At 65.0% G+C, this 17,490-nt stretch carries 12 protein-coding genes; 8 read left to right on the top strand and 4 right to left on the bottom strand.

Annotated features, from left to right (window positions below):
- The first annotated feature begins 562 nt into the window (after nucleotides 1-562).
- From ASF39_RS01775 to ASF39_RS21805, 6 genes are all read left to right on the top strand, one after another.
- The gene (locus ASF39_RS01775; protein ID WP_082494287.1) at nucleotides 563-4,339 is read left to right on the top strand and encodes a glycosyltransferase; all 3,777 of its coding nucleotides are present in this window, start codon (nucleotides 563-565) and stop codon (nucleotides 4,337-4,339) included.
- Nucleotides 4,340-4,519: 180 nt separating this feature from the next.
- The gene (murJ, locus tag ASF39_RS01770) at nucleotides 4,520-6,049 is read left to right on the top strand and encodes a murein biosynthesis integral membrane protein MurJ (protein WP_056280680.1); all 1,530 of its coding nucleotides are present in this window, start codon (nucleotides 4,520-4,522) and stop codon (nucleotides 6,047-6,049) included.
- Nucleotides 6,049-6,705, top strand: coding sequence for a haloacid dehalogenase type II (locus ASF39_RS01765; protein WP_056280677.1), 657 nt, complete (start codon nucleotides 6,049-6,051; stop codon nucleotides 6,703-6,705). Before murJ ends, ASF39_RS01765 begins: the two co-directional genes overlap by 1 nt.
- A 65-nt stretch (nucleotides 6,706-6,770) precedes the next feature.
- Nucleotides 6,771-7,997 (top strand): acyl-CoA dehydrogenase family protein, encoded by a 1,227-nt coding sequence (locus ASF39_RS01760; RefSeq protein ID WP_056280675.1) that lies wholly within the window; start codon nucleotides 6,771-6,773, stop codon nucleotides 7,995-7,997.
- Between the two features lie 464 nt (nucleotides 7,998-8,461).
- Nucleotides 8,462-9,505 (top strand): DUF262 domain-containing protein, encoded by a 1,044-nt coding sequence (locus ASF39_RS21810; protein WP_200938137.1) that lies wholly within the window; start codon nucleotides 8,462-8,464, stop codon nucleotides 9,503-9,505.
- Between the two features lie 2 nt (nucleotides 9,506-9,507).
- Nucleotides 9,508-10,185 carry a hypothetical protein gene (locus ASF39_RS21805; RefSeq protein WP_200938135.1) on the top strand — a complete coding sequence of 226 codons (678 nt, stop codon included), beginning with the start codon at nucleotides 9,508-9,510 and terminating at the stop codon, nucleotides 10,183-10,185.
- A 272-nt stretch (nucleotides 10,186-10,457) separates the two neighbouring features.
- Here the strand turns inward: ASF39_RS21805 and ASF39_RS01755 are convergent, their stop codons facing one another.
- From ASF39_RS01755 to ASF39_RS01745, 3 genes are read right to left on the bottom strand one after another with little or no spacing between them, the layout of a single operon-like run.
- Nucleotides 10,458-11,204 carry a molybdopterin-dependent oxidoreductase gene (locus ASF39_RS01755; protein ID WP_056280673.1) on the bottom strand — a complete coding sequence of 249 codons (747 nt, stop codon included), beginning with the start codon at nucleotides 11,202-11,204 and terminating at the stop codon, nucleotides 10,458-10,460.
- Nucleotides 11,197-11,889 (bottom strand): cytochrome b/b6 domain-containing protein, encoded by a 693-nt coding sequence (locus ASF39_RS01750; protein ID WP_244472228.1) that lies wholly within the window; start codon nucleotides 11,887-11,889, stop codon nucleotides 11,197-11,199. The genes ASF39_RS01755 and ASF39_RS01750 overlap by 8 nt, the downstream gene beginning before the upstream one ends.
- A gap of 16 nt (nucleotides 11,890-11,905) precedes the next feature.
- The gene (locus ASF39_RS01745) at nucleotides 11,906-13,063 is read right to left on the bottom strand and encodes an acyl-CoA dehydrogenase family protein (RefSeq protein ID WP_056280669.1); all 1,158 of its coding nucleotides are present in this window, start codon (nucleotides 13,061-13,063) and stop codon (nucleotides 11,906-11,908) included.
- Between the two features lie 189 nt (nucleotides 13,064-13,252).
- On the opposite strand from ASF39_RS01745, the gene ispH reads away from it, so the two are divergent.
- Nucleotides 13,253-14,251, top strand: a complete 999-nt coding sequence (ispH, locus tag ASF39_RS01740) for a 4-hydroxy-3-methylbut-2-enyl diphosphate reductase (protein WP_055879505.1) — start codon at nucleotides 13,253-13,255, stop codon at nucleotides 14,249-14,251.
- Nucleotides 14,252-14,351: 100 nt separating this feature from the next.
- Nucleotides 14,352-15,317 carry a homoserine kinase gene (gene thrB, locus ASF39_RS01735; protein WP_056280666.1) on the top strand — a complete coding sequence of 322 codons (966 nt, stop codon included), beginning with the start codon at nucleotides 14,352-14,354 and terminating at the stop codon, nucleotides 15,315-15,317.
- A gap of 75 nt (nucleotides 15,318-15,392) precedes the next feature.
- Here thrB and ASF39_RS01730 read toward each other — a convergent pair whose 3' ends face one another.
- Nucleotides 15,393-17,369 carry a CoA-transferase gene (locus ASF39_RS01730; protein ID WP_055879500.1) on the bottom strand — a complete coding sequence of 659 codons (1,977 nt, stop codon included), beginning with the start codon at nucleotides 17,367-17,369 and terminating at the stop codon, nucleotides 15,393-15,395.
- Nucleotides 17,370-17,490 lie beyond the last annotated feature (121 nt).

Below are 17,490 nucleotides of genomic sequence, written 5' to 3'. Positions count from 1 at the left end.
CAGTCTTCGGACGGACACATCGGCGACGTAAGGGAGTTCCGCGAAGGCCGGCGAGCATGCGCAGAGATACCGAGGGATCTCGAGAAACTCCGTGCAACCTGGATTAGTATAATATCGATCTTGTAGCGCGAAAGGTGCAATTCCGCCTGCGTGCCGGTGTCGACTGGAATGGCATTGCTCTTCGGACACGCTTCGCGAGGCCGAGATCCAGGTATCGCGCGCAGCTTATCGAGATCGGTCGGTGTCATTGTGCGGGGGAGGTGGCGATACGATCTGCGGAAATCGGATTTTTGGCTGCCTGATCGTGTCGGTGACTGTGGACGTCGGCAATATGTCAGGCCTATGTCGGTCAAGATCTGGGCGAGCCGTTCGGATCTGTCTGGTCTGCCATGATGTATCGGGTCTTGGCGATTGCGCTTTGCTCGTGTATGGCACGCTCTAACTGTCTTTTAATGCATCAATGCAGTTTTTATCGGTGTTTCTCGCTCCGTTTTGCGGGTCGGACCAAAAGCTGAATTGAAAATCATTGTGTCGGCGATTGATTAGAGGGTGGGATAGTCGAATGCTGCACGCGCTTCGTAAGATACGAAACAAGTTGCGTATTTCTTCTCGGCAAGACGTCCCCGCTGTTGCCGCCGTCGATATCGACTGTAAATTTTACCGCGCCTATTATGCGGATCTCAAGGATCTTCCAGACGACGCGGCGTTGATCAAGCATTATCAGGCCAGTGGATTGTCGGAGGGGCGCTTTGCCAGCGCCGATGCGTTCATCGCATCACTTGAAGATCAATTCGGCCCCCTGCCGGAGGATTTCGTTCCCGGCCACTACAAGCTCTTGCATAACGATCTAAGGAATCTCGATGAACCGTGGCGATTGCAGGAGCATTATCTCCGCTTCGGGCAGTTCGAGGAAAGAAAATACGGTGTCATTCTTCATGAATCGTACGATGCCGACCTGAAGAGCCTGCGCGACAAGCATGGACACGCGATCGCCGGGCCGCACCTGCGCTTCGCCGACATCCTGGCCGCTGCCGGGATGACGCTGGGCCCCTGGCTCGACCGATTCATGTTGTACGAATTCACGATCCTCAACGCCGGATGGCTGCCGCGTGTCCCCTTCTCCCGGACCGACGGCATCCAGCTGTTCCTCACGCACGGGGTGGACCGTCTCGCACCCATCGCCATGCAGTTGAGGTTCGATCCCGTCTTCTATCGGTCTCAAGCTCCGGCTTCCTTCGAAACCCTTTCCGACGCAGACCTTTATCGGGCCTGGCTCAACCAAGGGATCGTCGACGGAATCGCGTGCAATGAAGGTGCGGCTCTGGTCAACATCATCGGGGAAAGTACGTTTCCTTCGTGTTTCGATGAAAATCTGTATCGAACGATCATCAAAAACGCCGACGGACATGTCTTTTCAGATCGATTCAGTGCCCTGGTGCACTTTTTCGAACACGGGTTTTCGCGCGATATCGCCGCCCTTCGCGGCAACGGAATCGCAAAGCTGCTCAAACAACTGGCAGATTATCACAATATCCGACGCAACTTTCATATCGCGCTCAAGGCTTGCGACCAGGCTCTGACAATCGATCCAGCCAACAGTTCGATCCACCACTGCCGCGGCGACGTCTTGCGTAATCTGGGGCAACCGGCCGAATCGACCAGCGCGTACGTGTTGGCGGTAACCGTCAATGCATCGGACGCCAATATCTGGAGCCACATCCACGCGGTCGACGGACTCACCTCCTCGCCGAATGGGATCGGGGCGGCACTCGATCTCCTCGTGCACTCCGCGAAGACGTGTCAGGGATCGGCGATATGGCTGGCCGCGGCCCATCGAACGATCGCTCGGGTCTTCGACATCGCCAGCGCCGACGCACGCGCCCTCTACCTCGTCGGAAAACGACGGGAGGCCGACGCCCATCTCGTCGCCTGCCTCGATCTCATCGCGAAGATGATCGAAATCGTCGATCCGCTGCCCGGACGACGCCCGGCCCCGCCGAAAGGCCATATCGTCCTCGTGGCCAACCGCGACCTTCCCCAGTGCGACCATTACCGGGTCGTGCAGAAGTGCGCGCAACTCGCGGCCGGCGGATGGGAGGTCGAGCTCTTCGCGCAAGATCAGGTCCATCGCTGCCGGCCGAGCCTCGACCGGGCGGCGGCGGTCGTCTTCTACCGTGTTCCGGCCCTTCCGGGCACGGTGCACGCGATCCTCTATGCCCGCGCCCTCGGCGTGCCGACCATCTACGATATCGACGACCTGATCTTCGAGCCTAGCGTCTATCCCGATCCGTTCGAGAGTTTCGAGGGGCAGATCAGCCATCACGACTACGTCTCCCTCCAGTACGGGGTGCCGCTCTTCCGCTACGCCTTGCAGATGTGCGACGCCGGTATCGCCTCGACGCCGGCCCTGGCCGAGGCGATGCGGCCCCACCTGCGCACCGGCGTGTGCCACGTCCTGCGCAACGGATTGGATCGGCGTAACGCGCCGTTCCTGGACAAGTCCTGGGTGCCCTACGCCGAGGATGCGCTGACGATCTTCTATGGGACGGGGACGAAAGCGCACAATCGCGACTTCACCGAGCTTGCGGCGCCCGGACTGCTCAAGGCGCTGGCCAGCCATCCTCGGGTGCGGCTGGTCATCGCCGGATACCTCCACCTCGACGCGCGTTTCGCGCCGTTCGCGAACCGGGTGCGGCAGCTCGGATTTTCCAGCGATGTCGCCGCCTATTGGCAGGTCCTGTCCGGCGCGGACATCAATCTCGCCGTCCTGGCGCAGACGCCGATGGCGGATGCCAAGAGCGAGATCAAATGGCTGGAGGCGGCCATGTGCGGCGTTCCCTCCATCGTTTCGGGCACGCGGACCTACAAAGAACTCCTCGTCGACGGGGAGACGGCGGTGTTCGCCGATACGGCGGCGGAGTGGTCGCGCGCTCTCGAACGGCTGATCAAGGATGTCGCCCTGCGGCGCGAGATCGGCCGCCGCGCCCGCGCCAAGGCGGCGTCCGAGTACGGGCTCGATCAGGCCGTGGCGGTGCTGTCCGAGGCCTTGCCTGCGCCGTCGTCGCGAAAGCGCCCGGCCGACGGTCTCCTGCCGCGCCCGGAGACGCCGCCGCCGCCGTACCGCAGGGTTCCGGGGCGAAAGCCGCGAATCCTCCTCGTGAACGTCTACTTCCCGCCCCAGCTCGTGGGCGGTGCGACCCGTGTGGCCCGCAACAATCTCGACCACTTCCTCGACCACGCCGGCGACCGCTTCGACTTTGCCGTGGCCGCGACGGACACCGGCGCCGACCCGGTCTACGGGACACGGATCGACAACTACCGCGGCGTCCCGATCTACCGGATCGCGGCCCCGCGCGCGATGCACATGGACTGGCGTCCCCTGAACCCGGAGATGCGGGCGCCGTTCGATCGGCTCCTCGACGACTTCGAGCCCGACCTCGTCCATCTGCACTGCATTCAGCAGCTCACCGGCACGATCGTGGAAGCGGTCCGGGCGCGCGCCATCCCCTACGTCATCACCCTGCACGACGCGTGGTGGATCTCGGATTTCCAGTTCCTGGTCGACGACGACGGCCAGGTGCACGCACCGACGTCCGACCATCTGACCAGCGCCATGGACCCGGCACACGGACCGTTCGCCTCCCTGGCCCGGCGCCGGGCTCTGGCCGGGCTGCTGGACGATGCGCGATCGCTGCTCGCGGTGTCGGACAGCTTTGCCGACATCTATCGTGCCGCCGGCCATCCCCGGACGGCCGTCCTGGCAAACGGGGTGCCGTCCATGACGCGACTTCCGCGCGTGGCGGGTCCGAAGGGAACCGTCCGCCTCGGACACATCGGCGGACGCAGCACCCACAAGGGCGCCACGCTCATCGAGGTCGTTCTGCGTGCGGGGGCCTTCGCGAACCTGCATCTCACCATCGTCGACCACGCCCGGCCGACCGGTGACGTCCGCTCCGAGATCTGGGGCCAGACGCCGGTACGGATCATCGGCCAAATCCCGCAGGACCGCGTCCCGGAGACCTACGCCAACCTCGATGTCCTGCTCGCGCCCTCGATCTGGCCGGAGAGCTTCGGTCTCGTCACCCGCGAGGCCAGGGCCGCGGGTCTCTGGGTCGTCGCCAGCGACCGGGGTGGGATCGGAACCGGAATCAGGGAGGGCGTCGACGGCTTCCGGATCGACGTCGGCCACCCGGACGCCCTGCGCGACGTCCTGGCTCGCATCGACGCCGATCCGGATCGCTTCGGCCGAAGCCCGCCTCCCTTGGAGGTTCCCGAGCGGACCGCCGCCGATCAGGGCGACGACCTGCTGGCCCTCTACGCGACGATCACCGCCGCCTGAAGGAGCGGTGATCGTCGGGCGGCCGGCCGCTCGCGCCGGTGCCCGGGCCGCGACGGCGCGGTCGCGAAGCCCGTCGTCTTCCCGAAAGCGATCGTGCTAACCAGCGGCCCCGCCCAGGCCTGCCTGGCCCGTCCTCCGGCGGGTCGGGTCCGCGCCCCGGCTCCTCGCGATCGGCCGCCCATGATTCGCTCCATCCTCTCCGTCGGCGGCTGGACGCTGGTCTCCCGGATCACCGGCTTTGCCCGCGACGTGGTGATGGCGGGGGTGATGGGGGCGGGCCCCGTGGCCGATGCCTTCGTGGTGGCCTTCCGCCTGCCCAACCACTTCCGGGCGATCTTCGGGGAGGGCGCCTTCAACACCGCTTTCGTGCCGGCCTATGCCGGCCTGTCGGAGACCGCCGAGGCGGGGGCCGCCCGGCGCTTTTCCACCCGCGTCTTCACGCTGATGCTGGCGAGCCAGATCGTTCTCCTCGCGGTGGCCCTGCCGGCCATGCCGTACGTGGTGCGGGCCCTGGCGCCGGGGTTTGCGGACGACCCCGCCCGCTTCGACCTCGCCGTGGCGCTCACCCGCATCACCTTCCCTTACCTGCTGTGCATGACCCTGGTGACGCTGCTCTCGGGCATCCTCAACGCCCACCGGCGCTTTGCCGTGGCCGCGGGCGCGCCGGTGCTCCTCAACCTCTCGATGCTGGCGGCCCTCGGCCTCGCCTTCCTGTTCCCGAGCGTGGCGCATGCGGCCGCCTGGGGGGTGGCGGTCTCCGGCGTGCTCCAGCTCGCCCTGGTCTGGGCCGCCTGCCGCCGGGCGGGCATCGCACCGGGCCTGGGCAACCCGTCCTTGACCGATCCGGCGATGAAGAAATTCTTCACGGTGCTGGGTCCGGCGGTGATCGGCTCGGCCGGGTTCCAGATCGCCTCCTTCGCCGACACCATCATCGCGAGCTACCTCGCCACCGGCGCGGTCTCGGCGCTGTACTACGCCGACCGGCTCTACCAGCTGCCGTTCGGCGTCATCGCCATCGCCGCCGGCACCGTGCTCCTGCCCGAGATGAGCCGCCGCATCGCGGGCGGCGACGTGGCCGGCGCCCATGCGGCGCAGAACCGGGCGGCCGGGTTCTCGCTGGCCCTGTCGGCGCCCTTCACCGTCGCCTTCCTGGTCATCCCCGGCCTGATCATGACCGCCCTGTTCCAGCGCGGCGCCTTCTCGGGCGAGGATGCAGCGCGCGCCGCCTCCGTGCTCGCGGCCTACGGGCTGGCCCTGCCGGCGGTGGTGCTGGTGCGCAGCGCCGTGGCGAGCTTCTATGCCCGCCAGGACACGACGACGCCGCTCTACGCCTCGCTCACCGCCATCGCCATCAACGTCGGCCTCAAGATCGTGCTCACCGGTCCCTACGGCGTCACCGGGCTGGCACTCGCCACCGCCATCGGCCAGTGGGTCAACCTCGCCCTCCTCGTCGGCCTCGCCTGGCGGCGGGGGTGGACCGCGCCCGACCGGACCTTCGGCATCACCCTCGTCGGCGTCGCCGTCGCCTGCCTCGGGCTGACGGCCACCGCCGTCTACGGTTTGCCGCTGGCCGAGCGCTGGATGCCGGCGGGCCTCGGGTTCCGGGATCTGGCCGTCCTCGCGGCCCTCGGGCTCGCCGGCAGCGTTGTCTATGGGGCGCTGCTGCTGGCGACCCTGCGCCTGTGCGGCCTGCGCCTGAGGAGACGATGATGACCGAGGCCCCGCTCGTGGTGTTCGATGCCTACGGCACCCTGCTCGACGTCCATTCGGCGGTGGCCCGCCACGCCCCCGCCATCGGCCCCGACGCCGCGACGCTTTCCGAGGTCTGGCGGGCCAAGCAACTCGAGTATTCCTGGGTCCATGCCCTGATGGGCCGCTATTGCCCGTTCTGGACCCTCACCGAGCGGGCCCTCGACCATGCGCTCGCCCGGCACCCCGCCGTCGATAAGGGCCTGCGCGAGCGCCTCCTCGACGCCTACCGCGACCTCGACGCCTATCCGGAGGTCGCCGCCACCCTCGACGCCCTGCGCGCGGCCGGGCGGCGCACCGCCATCCTCTCCAACGGCGACGCGGCGATGCTGGCCCGCGCCGTGGACGCCGCCGGCATCGGCGCGCGCCTCGACGCGGTGCTCTCGGTGGAGCCCGCCGGCACCTTCAAGACCGCGCCGGCGGCCTACGCCCTCGTGACCGAACGGTTCGGGGTGGCGCCCGGGGCGGTGCGCTTCGTCTCCTCGAACCGCTGGGACGTGGCCGGCGCGGCCGCCTTCGGGTTCCAGGCGATCTGGGTGAACCGGGCCGGCCTGGCGGACGAATATCCCGATTTCCCGCCCGTTTCCGTGATCGCCACCCTCGACGCCCTGGCCTGACGCGGGAACCGACCGGTCGGATCGGCGCTTGCACCTGTCGCGTCGAAAAACAATCTGGAGGACACATGTCGAAGCCGGAGCGCTACGCGTCTCGCCCCCCGGAGTTGCATTCGCCCTGGCGCACGGAGGCACGGGTCGCGCTGCAGGCGGAGGCCCGCGCTTTTGCCGCCGACGTGGTGATGCCGATCGCCGACGAACTCGACCCGCAGAAGGCCGAGATGCCGCGCTCCCTCATCGACGCGATGGCGCAGAAGGGCTGGTTCGGCCTCACCATCCCGAAGGAGCACGGCGGCCTGGGGCTCGGCGTGTTCGAGTACTGCCTCGTCTCCGAGGAACTCGCCCGCGCCTGGCTCTCGGTGGGCAGCATCCTGGCGCGTGGCCAGGGGCTCGGCACCCAGACCCTCGACGACGAGCGCCGCATCGCCCTCCTGCGCAAGTCCGCCCGCGGCGAATGGATCGGCGGCATCGCGCTGTCCGAGCCCACCGCCGGCTCGGATCTGGCCGGCGTCCAGACCCGCGCGGTGCGCGAGGGCGACCATTGGGTGCTCACCGGCACCAAGCGCTGGGCCGGCTTCGCGCTGGCGGCCGACTTCGTCGAGGTCCTGGCCCGCACCCGCGACCCCGAGGAGGGCGAGCCGCGCTCGGCCGGGCTGGAGCCGTTCCTCGTGGTCAAGCAGCCCGGCACCTTCCCCGAGGGGATGACCGGCCATGTCATCGACAAGATCGGTTACCACGGCTTCCTCACCTTCGAACTCGCGCTCGACGGCGTGCGCGTGCCCGAGGGCGACCGCCTCACCGGCCTCTACGGCGACGGCGGCGCCGATGCCGATTCCGGCGGCTTCGCCTCGGTGCAGCGCGGCCTCAACATCGCCCGCGTCCACACAGCCGCCCGCGCCGTCGGCGTCGCCCGCGCGGCGGTGGAGGACAGCCAGGCCTACCTCCAGGAGCGCGAGCAGTTCGGCCACCCCATCGGCGAATTCCAGGCCCTGCGCTTCGCGCTCGCCGACATGGCCGCCGAGGTGAACCAAGCCCGCGCCTACTGGCAACAGGTCGCCCACCTCCTCGACGAGGGCGAGCCGGCCGAGAGCGAATCCGCCATGGTCAAGCTCCTGGCCACCGAGATGGCCGTGCGGGTCACCAACCAGGCGATGCAACTCCACGGCGGCAACGGCTACACCACCGAGCGGCGGGTGGAGCGCTATTGGCGCGATGCGCGGCTGACGACGATTTTCGAGGGGACGAGCGAGATCCAGAAGCGGATCATCAGCGATCGGATGTTGCCGAAGGGGTGAGGCTTGCTAAGCAATTAAAATTAAATAAGCTCTGGCAACTATCAATCTTGTCGAATTTAAATATAAAATCTAAGAATTCAATATTTACTATGAAAGTTTGTTATAATATTATTTATTTACAATAAATACAATTTATAGATAGAGCATCTTATTTATTTAATTAATAATTAATTTTCGATGGTTGATTAATAGGGTAGTATAGATTTGCCATACCGGGTAATTAACGTGCATGTAGAGGGCTAGGCTAGTTATTTAAAAGTAGATACTGACTTTCCGTTTAATGTATTATATTTATTAGCTAAGATCTGTAGCATCATTTCAAAAATTTAACTAAGAAGCAAAAAACTTAAACTTTGTCTATTATTGACAAATATAAATTTTATGATGATTCAAATATACAAGAGCTTTCTATCTTCTGCATTATCACTGCACGCAGCAAGCAATGAATTGGATGGTAGGGAAAAATGGCAGCGGCACAGCAGGAGCTTATCGTTCGCGGCGAGCAGGTAGAGCGAGTATTTATTAATTTCAAGGATAACAAATACGTCGTAAATCGACAGTATCAGCGCAAGTTAATTTGGACGATCGAGGAAAAACAAAATTTTATAGACTCGATCATACAGGGGTTTCCTATCCCAATCATTTTGCTTGCCGAGCCAGTCGGGAGACAAGACGGAACTCTGGAAATTATCGACGGGATGCAGCGTATGAATGCCATTACGTCGTTCATTGGAAATGACTTTTCGGTCAATGGCGGCTATTTTGACCTGAACACATTTGCGACAACGAAAGATTTGTTTGACCGAAAGGTGATCAAGCAGAAAACGCCGATCCTCGACCGAGATCTGTGTCTTGCAATCGCGTCTTATCCAGTTCCACTCTCAATTTATGAAGCCGCCTATAAAGAGTCGGTTGAAGAGGTTTTTCGCCGCATCAATTCTGGGGGTCGCCAGCTTTCTCGGCAAGAGCTCCGGGCAGCAGGTGCGACGTGTGCATTTGCGGAATGCGTTCGAAAAATCTCGGCGCGTGTACGTGGTGATACGTCGAATTCAGATCTGCTGCTGTTAAGTGAAATGCGTAAGATCAGCATTACTAATAAAGAGTTGGATTACGGCATCAATGCAGACGGTGTTTTTTGGGTTGCAAATGGGGTCCTGACGAAAGATCAGCTCCGACAGAGTCGTGACGAAGAAATGGTTGCTGATCTTTTCGCATACATGGTGTCAGATGAGCCTGTAGCCTCGCGTACAGAACTGTTTGATGACTACTACAGCGCTACGTTCCCAATGACAGCAAATAGCACGGCGCGGTTTGACTTGGTCGATCAGGCAATCAGAAGGCGAAGTTCGGAGCTTGTCGATTTAGATTATCAACGCGTGCATGATGTTCTAATTCTGCTTCTTGGTCAGGCCAACACAACTTTTACCGGACTGATTTTTACGAAGGGAACGGTGGAAACCCAGTGCCCCGTTATTTTCAGGCGGTATTCCTTGCCCTTCACGAATTAGTCGTGAAAAAAAGTATGGTAGTATCAAACAGCACAGGTTTAATAACGAGGCTATTTGATTGCGGAAAAAACATACAGATCCAAGACGGCGGGAGATGGGGCGCCGACAATCGTAGTAAGACGGTGGATTCTGTAGTTGGCTGGATCCAAGGGTTTTTTGAAGAGGATAAAAACCCAGACCCTGCTAAGGTGCACTGGGTTACCAAGTTTCAAAATTTACTTACCAATTCAATAACTGAGCAAGCGGCTTATGATTTTAAACAGGGATTTTATACTCTTAGCCCACATCCATCTTTTGATGAAGGGTCATTTGACAAGATCATGGAGACTTGCGTTGCGATTTCTAATATTGGCAAGGGCCATAAAGGTTACGTACTCGTCGGAGTTGCTGAGAATGCCCAAACCGCAGCTAGAGTACAAGAGATTTTCGGAAGCCAATCTCTTCCATTTGGTGGTTTTTATGTAACTGGAGTAGATCATGAAGCAGATCGCGCCGGCAAGAGCCTCGATCAGATGTTTCAAGATATTACAGAACGTGTCGGACGTTCTCAAATTTCGGAGCCATTAAGATCATACATTAACTCGCATCTTAAGTGCGTAAAATATTATGACAAAACTGTTTTTGTTTTTGAGGTGGTTGGCCAGGAAATTCCTTCTCATTTGGGAGGAAAATGGCCATAGCGACAAGGTGCCCAAGTCAAAAACGTGCCCCCCGAACGCATGGGCCCTCTTTTTGAACGCTTTAAGTGACGCGATGGCAAAACTTAAAATCGAACCTGTTTGTCTGAGTTTTATATCAATTAATCAAGCAATAATAAATAGAATGAATTTTTGTCGCATTCGTTCGAGTTGTGATTCGAGGGGAATTGATAGAATGCGCTGAAGTTCCGTTAAATCGAAATATAGAGATGCAGCCAGCCGAGGGGAGTCTGTATTAAAATCAGCAACGAACGCTAAATCCCCGCGTACCAAGGAAACCCCAGCTCCGCGACCATGCTCCCGCGGCCCTGGCCCAACCCGTCGACGCGGTCCACCGCCTCGATCTGCGACAGGTACTTGAGGCTCTTGTAGCCGAGCTGGCGTTCCACCCGCAGCCGCACGGGGGCGCCGTGGGCCACCGGCAAATCGGCGCCGTTCATGCCGTAGGCCAGGATCGTCTGGGGGTGGAGGGCGTCGAACAGGTCGTAGCTGTCCCACCACCCGTCGACGCTGCGCATGACGATGAAGCGGGCCTCGGGTTTCAGCCCGACGTGGGCGAGGAGGTGGGGGAGCTGGACCCCGGTCCAGCTGGCGATGGCCGACCAGCCCTGTTCGCAGGCATGCAGGGTGATCTGGGTGCGCGCCGGCATCGCCTTCAGCTCGGCCAGCGAGAAGGTACCGGGGCGTTCGACGAGGCCGCCCACCGGCAGGCGCCAATCCGCGAACGCCTGCGCCTTCGAGCGGCGGTAGTCGGCATTGTCCGGGTCGGTGGTGTTGATGGTGGGGAAGACGCGCGAGATCGCCTCGGGGCCGAACTCGCGGACCAGGGGCTGGCCGCGCAGCAGCCAGCGCTGGACCGCGAAGGTGAGGCCGTTGCTGAGGTCGTAGGGGCTGGTGAGCCGGCCCAGCACGGGCGCCTCGCATCCGCCGAGCAGGCCGGCGCCGGCCAGGGTGGAGGCGCCCGCGAGCAGGCGCCGGCGCGACAGCAAGGGGTCAGGCATCGGCGCGCTCCGGCGGGACGGTGAAGCGGCCGGTGATCATCGACCGCATCAGGTTGCGGGCGCCGCCGACGAAGACCTGCGCGACGTGGACCACGAGGAACAGGACGAGCAGGCAGGCCGCGATGAAATGGACGGTGCGGGCCGACTGGCGGCCGCCGAACAGGGTGAAGAGCTCCGGGTAGGCGGCGGTGATGCCGGGCGACATGGTCAGCCCGGAGAGGATCATGGTCGGGATCAGGACCGCGATGACGCTGAAATACGCCATCCGCTGCAGGGCGTTGTAGCGTAGCGCCTCGCGGCCGCGGGCGGGCGTGAGCCGGGCGTGGTCGGCGATCTCGCGGGCGAGGTGGGCGGGGGCGATCTGGTCGCGGTCGGGCACCACCGCGCGGCGCAGGCGGCCGGTGAGGGCGCCGGTGACGAGGTAGACCGCCCCGTTGAGCACCAGCACCCAGCCGGCGAGGAAATGCAGGTTGCGGCCCCAGCCAGTCTGTTCGAGGTTGACGGGCAGCGGCAGGTCGAAGGCGGCGGGCGCCCCGTTGGCGCCGGTCTCGCCCCAGAACAGGCGCGGCAGCGCCAGCAGGATCGCGACGCCGCTGACCACCAGCGCCAGGAACGCGGCCGCGTTCACCCAATGGGTCAAGCGGAGCCAGAGCGGGTGACGCAGGACGGTCGCTGTGTCCGTCATCGTCCCGCCCATGGCCTCAGGCCGTGTCCCGCCCATGCCATAGGGCATCGGCGGGGGAGGGGTCGGCGAGCACGTAGGCGGCGGCATCGGTGAGCGCCCGGTCCGGCCCCGGCTGGCGCAGGTAGGTCGCGAGATCGCGGCTCAGCCGCTCCAGGGGATGGTCCTGCAGGAAGCCGGAAAGGCCGACGGAGCGGTGCGCCTTCTCCAGGACGTCGAGGCCGGCCCGTTCCACCGCGAGGCGGGTGAGGTTGACGTAGGCGATGAGCCGGTCGGCCGCGGCCGTGCCCTCGGCGATCAGGTCGGCCGCGCGGCCGACGAACAGGCGGGCGGTCTCGACGGCGATGGCGGCCTCGCCGACCCTGGCGCGCTGGTGCGGGTCGCCGCCGCGGCCGGTGGCGACGAGATGGGCGCGCATGGCGTCGAACACCGCCTCGATCCCCCCGAGTTGCACGGCGGTGAAGCGCCAGGCGCCCCCCGAGAAATCCGGCTCGCGAAAGTAGTCGTCCGGCTCGCCGACCGTCATGGCAGGATCGACCGGGATGCCGGAAAAGTCGAGGGTGCCGGAGGCGGAGGCGCGCATGCCGTGCGCCCGCCAGCCCGACAGGTCCATCCGGGTGCCGGCCTCGAGATCGACCACCAGCATCTGCTGGCGCCCGTCCGGCAGCCGGGCGGTGACGAGGGGGCGGGTGACCGAGCCGGCGCCGGAGGCGAACGACTTGCAGCCGACGAGCCGGGGTGCCGCCGCCGGCCCGTCGATGGCGAGCCCGCCCTCCGGCGGCTGCGTGTTCCAGACGCCGAACAGGTGCCCGGCGCGGGCGTCCGCCGCCAGGCGCTCGGCGACCGGCCCCCGCGCGTAGCGCAGCACCAGCGCCAGCGCGTTGACGTGCCCCTCGTAGAGCCGCCCCAGCGCGAGGCTGCCGCGCCCGACGTGCGCCAGCACGTCGAGGAGGATCGGGGCGTGCCGAGGGGCGCACAGGTCGAGCCCGCCGAGGTCGGCGGGCAGGGGGGCCGCCAGCAGCCCGGCCTCATGGCAGAGCGCCACGTCCTCGGACGGAAACGCGCCGGACCGGTCGAGGGCATCGGCCCGCTCGGCGGCCATGATGCCGACCGTTCGGGCGCTGGCGGCGATCCGCATGGCGCTGCCCGGGATTCGGATGGGAACGGCGTCGTTCATCCCAGTGTAACATGGGCGGGCGGCCGAGAGGTCCAGGCGGAGGTGCGGATTTCGCCCCGAGCCGACCCTGCCGTTTCCCGCCGCGGTGAGCCTCGCCATGCGTTTGGAGAAGGCGACGGTGCCCCGCGCGCGGTTTCCCGCTATAAGCGGTTGACAGGGGCGGCCCCGCCTCGCCACATCCCGGTTATCATGAGCGATATCACCACACTGACTGCGCCTGCCTCCGGATCGGGAAAGCCCCCGCTGGAAATCCTGCTGTGCGCGCCGCGCGGCTTCTGCGCCGGCGTGGTGCGGGCCATCGACGTGGTGGAGCGGGCGCTCGCCATCTACGGGCCGCCGGTCTACGTGCGGCACGAGATCGTCCACAACAAGTACGTGGTCGAGAGCCTGAAGCGCAAAGGTGCGGTGTTCGTGCGCGAGCTCGACGAGGTGCCGGACGGCTCCGCTCCGGTGATCTTCTCCGCCCATGGCGTCGCCAAGACCGTGCCCAACAACGCCGATGCGCGCGGGCTGACCACCATCGACGCCACCTGCCCGCTGGTGACCAAGGTCCACCGCGAGGCAGAGATCCACCACAAGCGTGGCCGCCACGTGCTGCTGGTGGGCCATTCCGGCCACCCGGAGGTGGTGGGCACCATGGGCCAGCTGCCCAAGGGCTCGATCACCCTGGTCGAGGACTTGGAGCAGATCGCCGCCCTGGAGCCGGAGAACCGCGAAAACCTCGCCTGGGTGACGCAGACCACGCTTTCGGTCGACGACACCCACCACATCGTCGAGGCGCTCAAGAAGAAATTCCCGAGCATCACCGGGCCGCACAAGGACGACATCTGCTACGCCACCACCAACCGCCAGGAGGCGGTCAAGCAGGTGGCGCCGCTCGTCGATGCGGTGATCGTGGTCGGCTCCTCGAACTCCTCGAACTCGCAGCGCCTGCGCGAGGTCGCCGAGCGGGTCGGCTGCCCCATCACCCGCCTGGTGCTCAGGGCCGAGGAGATCGACTGGGACGCCTTCACCAACATCCGCCGCCTCGGCCTCACCGCCGGCGCCTCGGCGCCCGAGGTGCTGGTGGAGGAGATCATCGACGCCTTCGCCGCCCGCTACGAGGTGACGGTGGACACGGTCTCGACGGTGGTCGAGGACATGTCGTTCCCGCTGCCGCGCGAGCTGCGCAGCGACGCTGCCGCCTGACGCGGCAGTCCCTCTGCCGGCCTCGGCCGGAATAGCCCCGGGGCGCCTTCTCAGGCGCCCCTTCGTTTTGGCAGACCGGACAACTGAAGCGACTCGCGCCGTGGCCGTCTACACCGAGGTTTCCGACGAGGCCCTGACCGCCTTCCTGGCCGGCTACGGCATCGGCACGCCGCTCTCCTTCAAGGGCATCGCGGAGGGTGTCGAGAACACCAACTTCTTCCTGCACACCACCGCCGGCTCCTACATCCTCACCCTCTACGAGAAGCGGGTGAACGAGGGCGACCTGCCGTTCTTCCTCAACCTGATGGAGCACCTCTGCGCCCGCGGCCTCGCCTGCCCGCAGCCGATCCGCCGGCGCGACGGCGAGGCCCTCGGGCGCCTGTGCGGCCGGCCGGCGGTCATCGTGAGCTTCCTCGAAGGGGTGTCGGTCAAGCGCCCCGGCCTGCACCATTGCGCCGAACTCGGCCGCGCGCTGGCCGGCCTGCACGCGGCCGGAGCCGACTTTCCCATGGCCCGCGCGAACGGCCTGTCGGTGGAGGCGTGGGGGCCGCTGTTCGCCCAGGCCGAGGCGCAGGCCGATTCGGTGGCGCCCGGCCTCGCCGCCCGCACCCGCGCCGACCTCGCCGTGCTCCAGGCCGGCTGGCCGCAGGGCCTGCCCGGCGGGGTCATCCACGCCGACCTGTTCACCGACAACGTATTCTTCATCGGCGACGCCCTGTCGGGGCTGATCGACTTCTACTTCGCCTGCACCGACGCCTTCGCCTACGATCTGGCGATCTGCCTCAACGCCTGGTGCTTCGATGCCGAGGGCGGGTTTCATCGCGACAGGGGCGAGGCCCTGATCGCCGGCTACCAGGCGGTGCGCCGGCTGGAGCCGGCCGAGGTCGCGGCCCTGCCGATCCTGTGCCGGGGTGCGGCCCTGCGCTTCATGCTGACCCGGCTGGTGGACTGGCTCAACGTGCCGCCCGGCGCCCTGGTGCAGCCCAAGGATCCCCTCGAATACGATCGCAGGCTGACGTTCCACCGCGGCGCGACGCGGGCCGAGGACTACGGCTGGAGGGATTAGCCGCCGGTCGCTCTTCCCTCGTCTCCGTGGGGCAGGGGAACGGCGGCTCCCCGCCCCACGGGAGGATTCGGTCCCTTACGCCGCCGATGCGATGATGGTCGAAGCGCGCCTTATCTTGCGGTCGGCGCCTTCCAGGAAGGCCTGCGCGTCTTCCTTGCGCTCGAACACGTGCGGGGCGAGGCCGCGGCGGTTCAGTGCCTCCTCCATCTTCAGGCGCAGGAACGCGCTCGTCGCGTAGCGGGTGGTGGTGAGGTAGTAGTTCGCCGACAGGTATTGGATCATGCTGGCATAGTCGTCGTAGAGGTTCTCGTTGATCCGGAACCCGTCGTGGTTGACCACGGAGTTGACGCGCTTGCCCGCCTTCTTGCAGGCGTCGACCAGCACCTTGCGCAGGTCGTCGATGTCGCTCTTCACGCGGCAGTGCCAGCCCTCGAGGTTGAGGAACAGGATGTTGCGCTCGCTGTCGTAGCTCACCCGCTCTGGCAGGTTGAGGTTGAGGAGGTCGGACAACAGCTCCATCGGCTCGTCGCGGAAGATGCGCGCGTCCATCAGGGAGGGCTGGTTGATGATCGGCCGGAAGCCCATGTGGGGCAGGATGTCCCGCTCGATGTCGATGCCCGGCGCCACCTCGATGAGTTCGAGGCCTTCCTCGCGCAACTGGAAGACGCAGCGTTCGGTGACGTAGATCACCGGCTGCGAGCGCGACTGCGCGTAGGGGCCGCTGAAGGTGATCTGCTCCACCGCCGGCAGGAATTTCTGCGAGCGTCCCTCCTGGACGATGCGGACCTTGCCGTCCTCGATGGCGATTTCGAGCCCGCCCACCGTGAAGGTGCCGGCGAAGACCACGGAGCGGGCGTTCTGGCTGATGTTGATGAAGCCGCCGCAGCCGTTGAGCCGGCCGCCGAACATGCTGGTGTTGACGTTGCCGTGCTGGTCGCATTCGGCCAAGCCGAGGCAGGTCATGTCGAGGCCGCCGCCGTCGTAGAAATCGAACATCTGGTTCTGGTCGATGACGCAGTCGGCGTTGGTGGCCGCCCCGAAGCTCGACCCGGAGGCGAGCACGCCGCCCACCGCACCGGCCTCGGTGGTGAGCGTGATGTAGGGGGTCACCTTCTCCTCGTTGGCGACTGCCGCGATGCCCTCGGGCGCGCCGACCCCGAGGTTGACGACGCCGTTGGGCGGCAGCTCGAAGGCGGCGCGGCGCGCCACGATCTTGCGGGCGTCGAGGGCCATCTTCTTCATGCCGGTCACCGGCACGCGGATCTGGCCGGCGAGCGCGGGATCGTGCTGCACGCCGTAGTTCATGCGATGCATCTCGGGCTCGGCCAGAACCACGCAATCGACCAGGATGCCGGGCACCCGCACGTCCTTGGGCAGCAGGAAGCCGTCCTCGACGATGCGTTCCACCTGCGCGATGACGATGCCGCCGTTGTTGCGCGCCGCCATCGCCTGGGCGAGGCAGTCGAGGGTCAGGGCCTCCTTCTCGAAGGAGATGTTGCCCGAGGGGTCGGCCGAGGTGCCGCGGATGAAGGCCACGTCGATCTTGGTGGCGGTGTAGAACAGCCACTCCTCGCCATCGACCTCCACGAGCTTGACGATGTCGTCGCTGGTCACCGTGTTGACCTTGGCGCCGCCGTGGCGCGGGTCGACGTAGGTCTGCAGGCCGACCTTCGAGAATAGCCCCGGCTGGCCGGCGGCGCAAGCCCGGTAGAGCTGCGAGATCACGCCCTGGGGCAGGTTGTAGCCGAGGATCTTGTTCTCCTGGGCGGCCTTGGCGACCTTCGGCATCCGCCCGAAATTGGCGGCGATGACGCGCTTGAGCAGGCCCTCGTGGTGCAGGCGCCCGGTGCCGAGGCCTTTGCTGTCGCCCGCGCCGGCGGTCATGATCAGGGTGAGGTCGCGCGGCGCACCGGTGTCGACGAACCGCTTCTCGAGGGCCGCGTGCAGGGCCTCCGGAATGCAGCTCTGGACGAAGCCGGTGGTGGTGACCACGTCGTTCTGCCGGATCAGCGCGATCGCTTCCTCGGCCGAGATCACCTTGTTCTTCTTCATCGGCGAGACGCCCTCACTCGCCGCACGTCCACCCTCGGGGCGAGCGCCGGCACAATCGCTCAAGGGCATGAGGTTTTGCCGCAGGCCGGCGGGAAGTCCAGTCAAATTTCTTCACCGGACC

This window comes from Methylobacterium sp. Leaf108 (assembly GCF_001423265.1).
In the GTDB taxonomy this organism is placed as follows: Bacteria; Pseudomonadota; Alphaproteobacteria; order Rhizobiales; family Beijerinckiaceae; genus Methylobacterium.
Note: the sequence above shows the minus strand (reverse complement) of the source record. Positions and strands in the feature narration are given on the sequence as shown.

What these genes read in the sequence shown, in the direction of transcription:
- ASF39_RS01760 (WP_056280675.1), top strand. Translation starts at nt 6,771, where the DNA reads ATGTCGAAGCCGGAGCGCTACGCGTCTCGCCCCCCGGAGTTGCATTCG.
- ASF39_RS01745 (WP_056280669.1), bottom strand. Translation starts at nt 13,063, where the DNA reads ATGAACGACGCCGTTCCCATCCGAATCCCGGGCAGCGCCATGCGGATC.
- ASF39_RS01765 (WP_056280677.1), top strand. Translation starts at nt 6,049, where the DNA reads ATGACCGAGGCCCCGCTCGTGGTGTTCGATGCCTACGGCACCCTGCTC.
- ASF39_RS21810 (WP_200938137.1), top strand. Translation starts at nt 8,462, where the DNA reads ATGGCAGCGGCACAGCAGGAGCTTATCGTTCGCGGCGAGCAGGTAGAG.
- ASF39_RS01775 (WP_082494287.1), top strand. Translation starts at nt 563, where the DNA reads ATGCTGCACGCGCTTCGTAAGATACGAAACAAGTTGCGTATTTCTTCT.
- ASF39_RS01750 (WP_244472228.1), bottom strand. Translation starts at nt 11,889, where the DNA reads ATGACGGACACAGCGACCGTCCTGCGTCACCCGCTCTGGCTCCGCTTG.
- ASF39_RS01730 (WP_055879500.1), bottom strand. Translation starts at nt 17,369, where the DNA reads ATGAAGAAGAACAAGGTGATCTCGGCCGAGGAAGCGATCGCGCTGATC.
- ispH (WP_055879505.1), top strand. Translation starts at nt 13,253, where the DNA reads ATGAGCGATATCACCACACTGACTGCGCCTGCCTCCGGATCGGGAAAG.
- ASF39_RS01755 (WP_056280673.1), bottom strand. Translation starts at nt 11,204, where the DNA reads ATGCCTGACCCCTTGCTGTCGCGCCGGCGCCTGCTCGCGGGCGCCTCC.
- murJ (WP_056280680.1), top strand. Translation starts at nt 4,520, where the DNA reads ATGATTCGCTCCATCCTCTCCGTCGGCGGCTGGACGCTGGTCTCCCGG.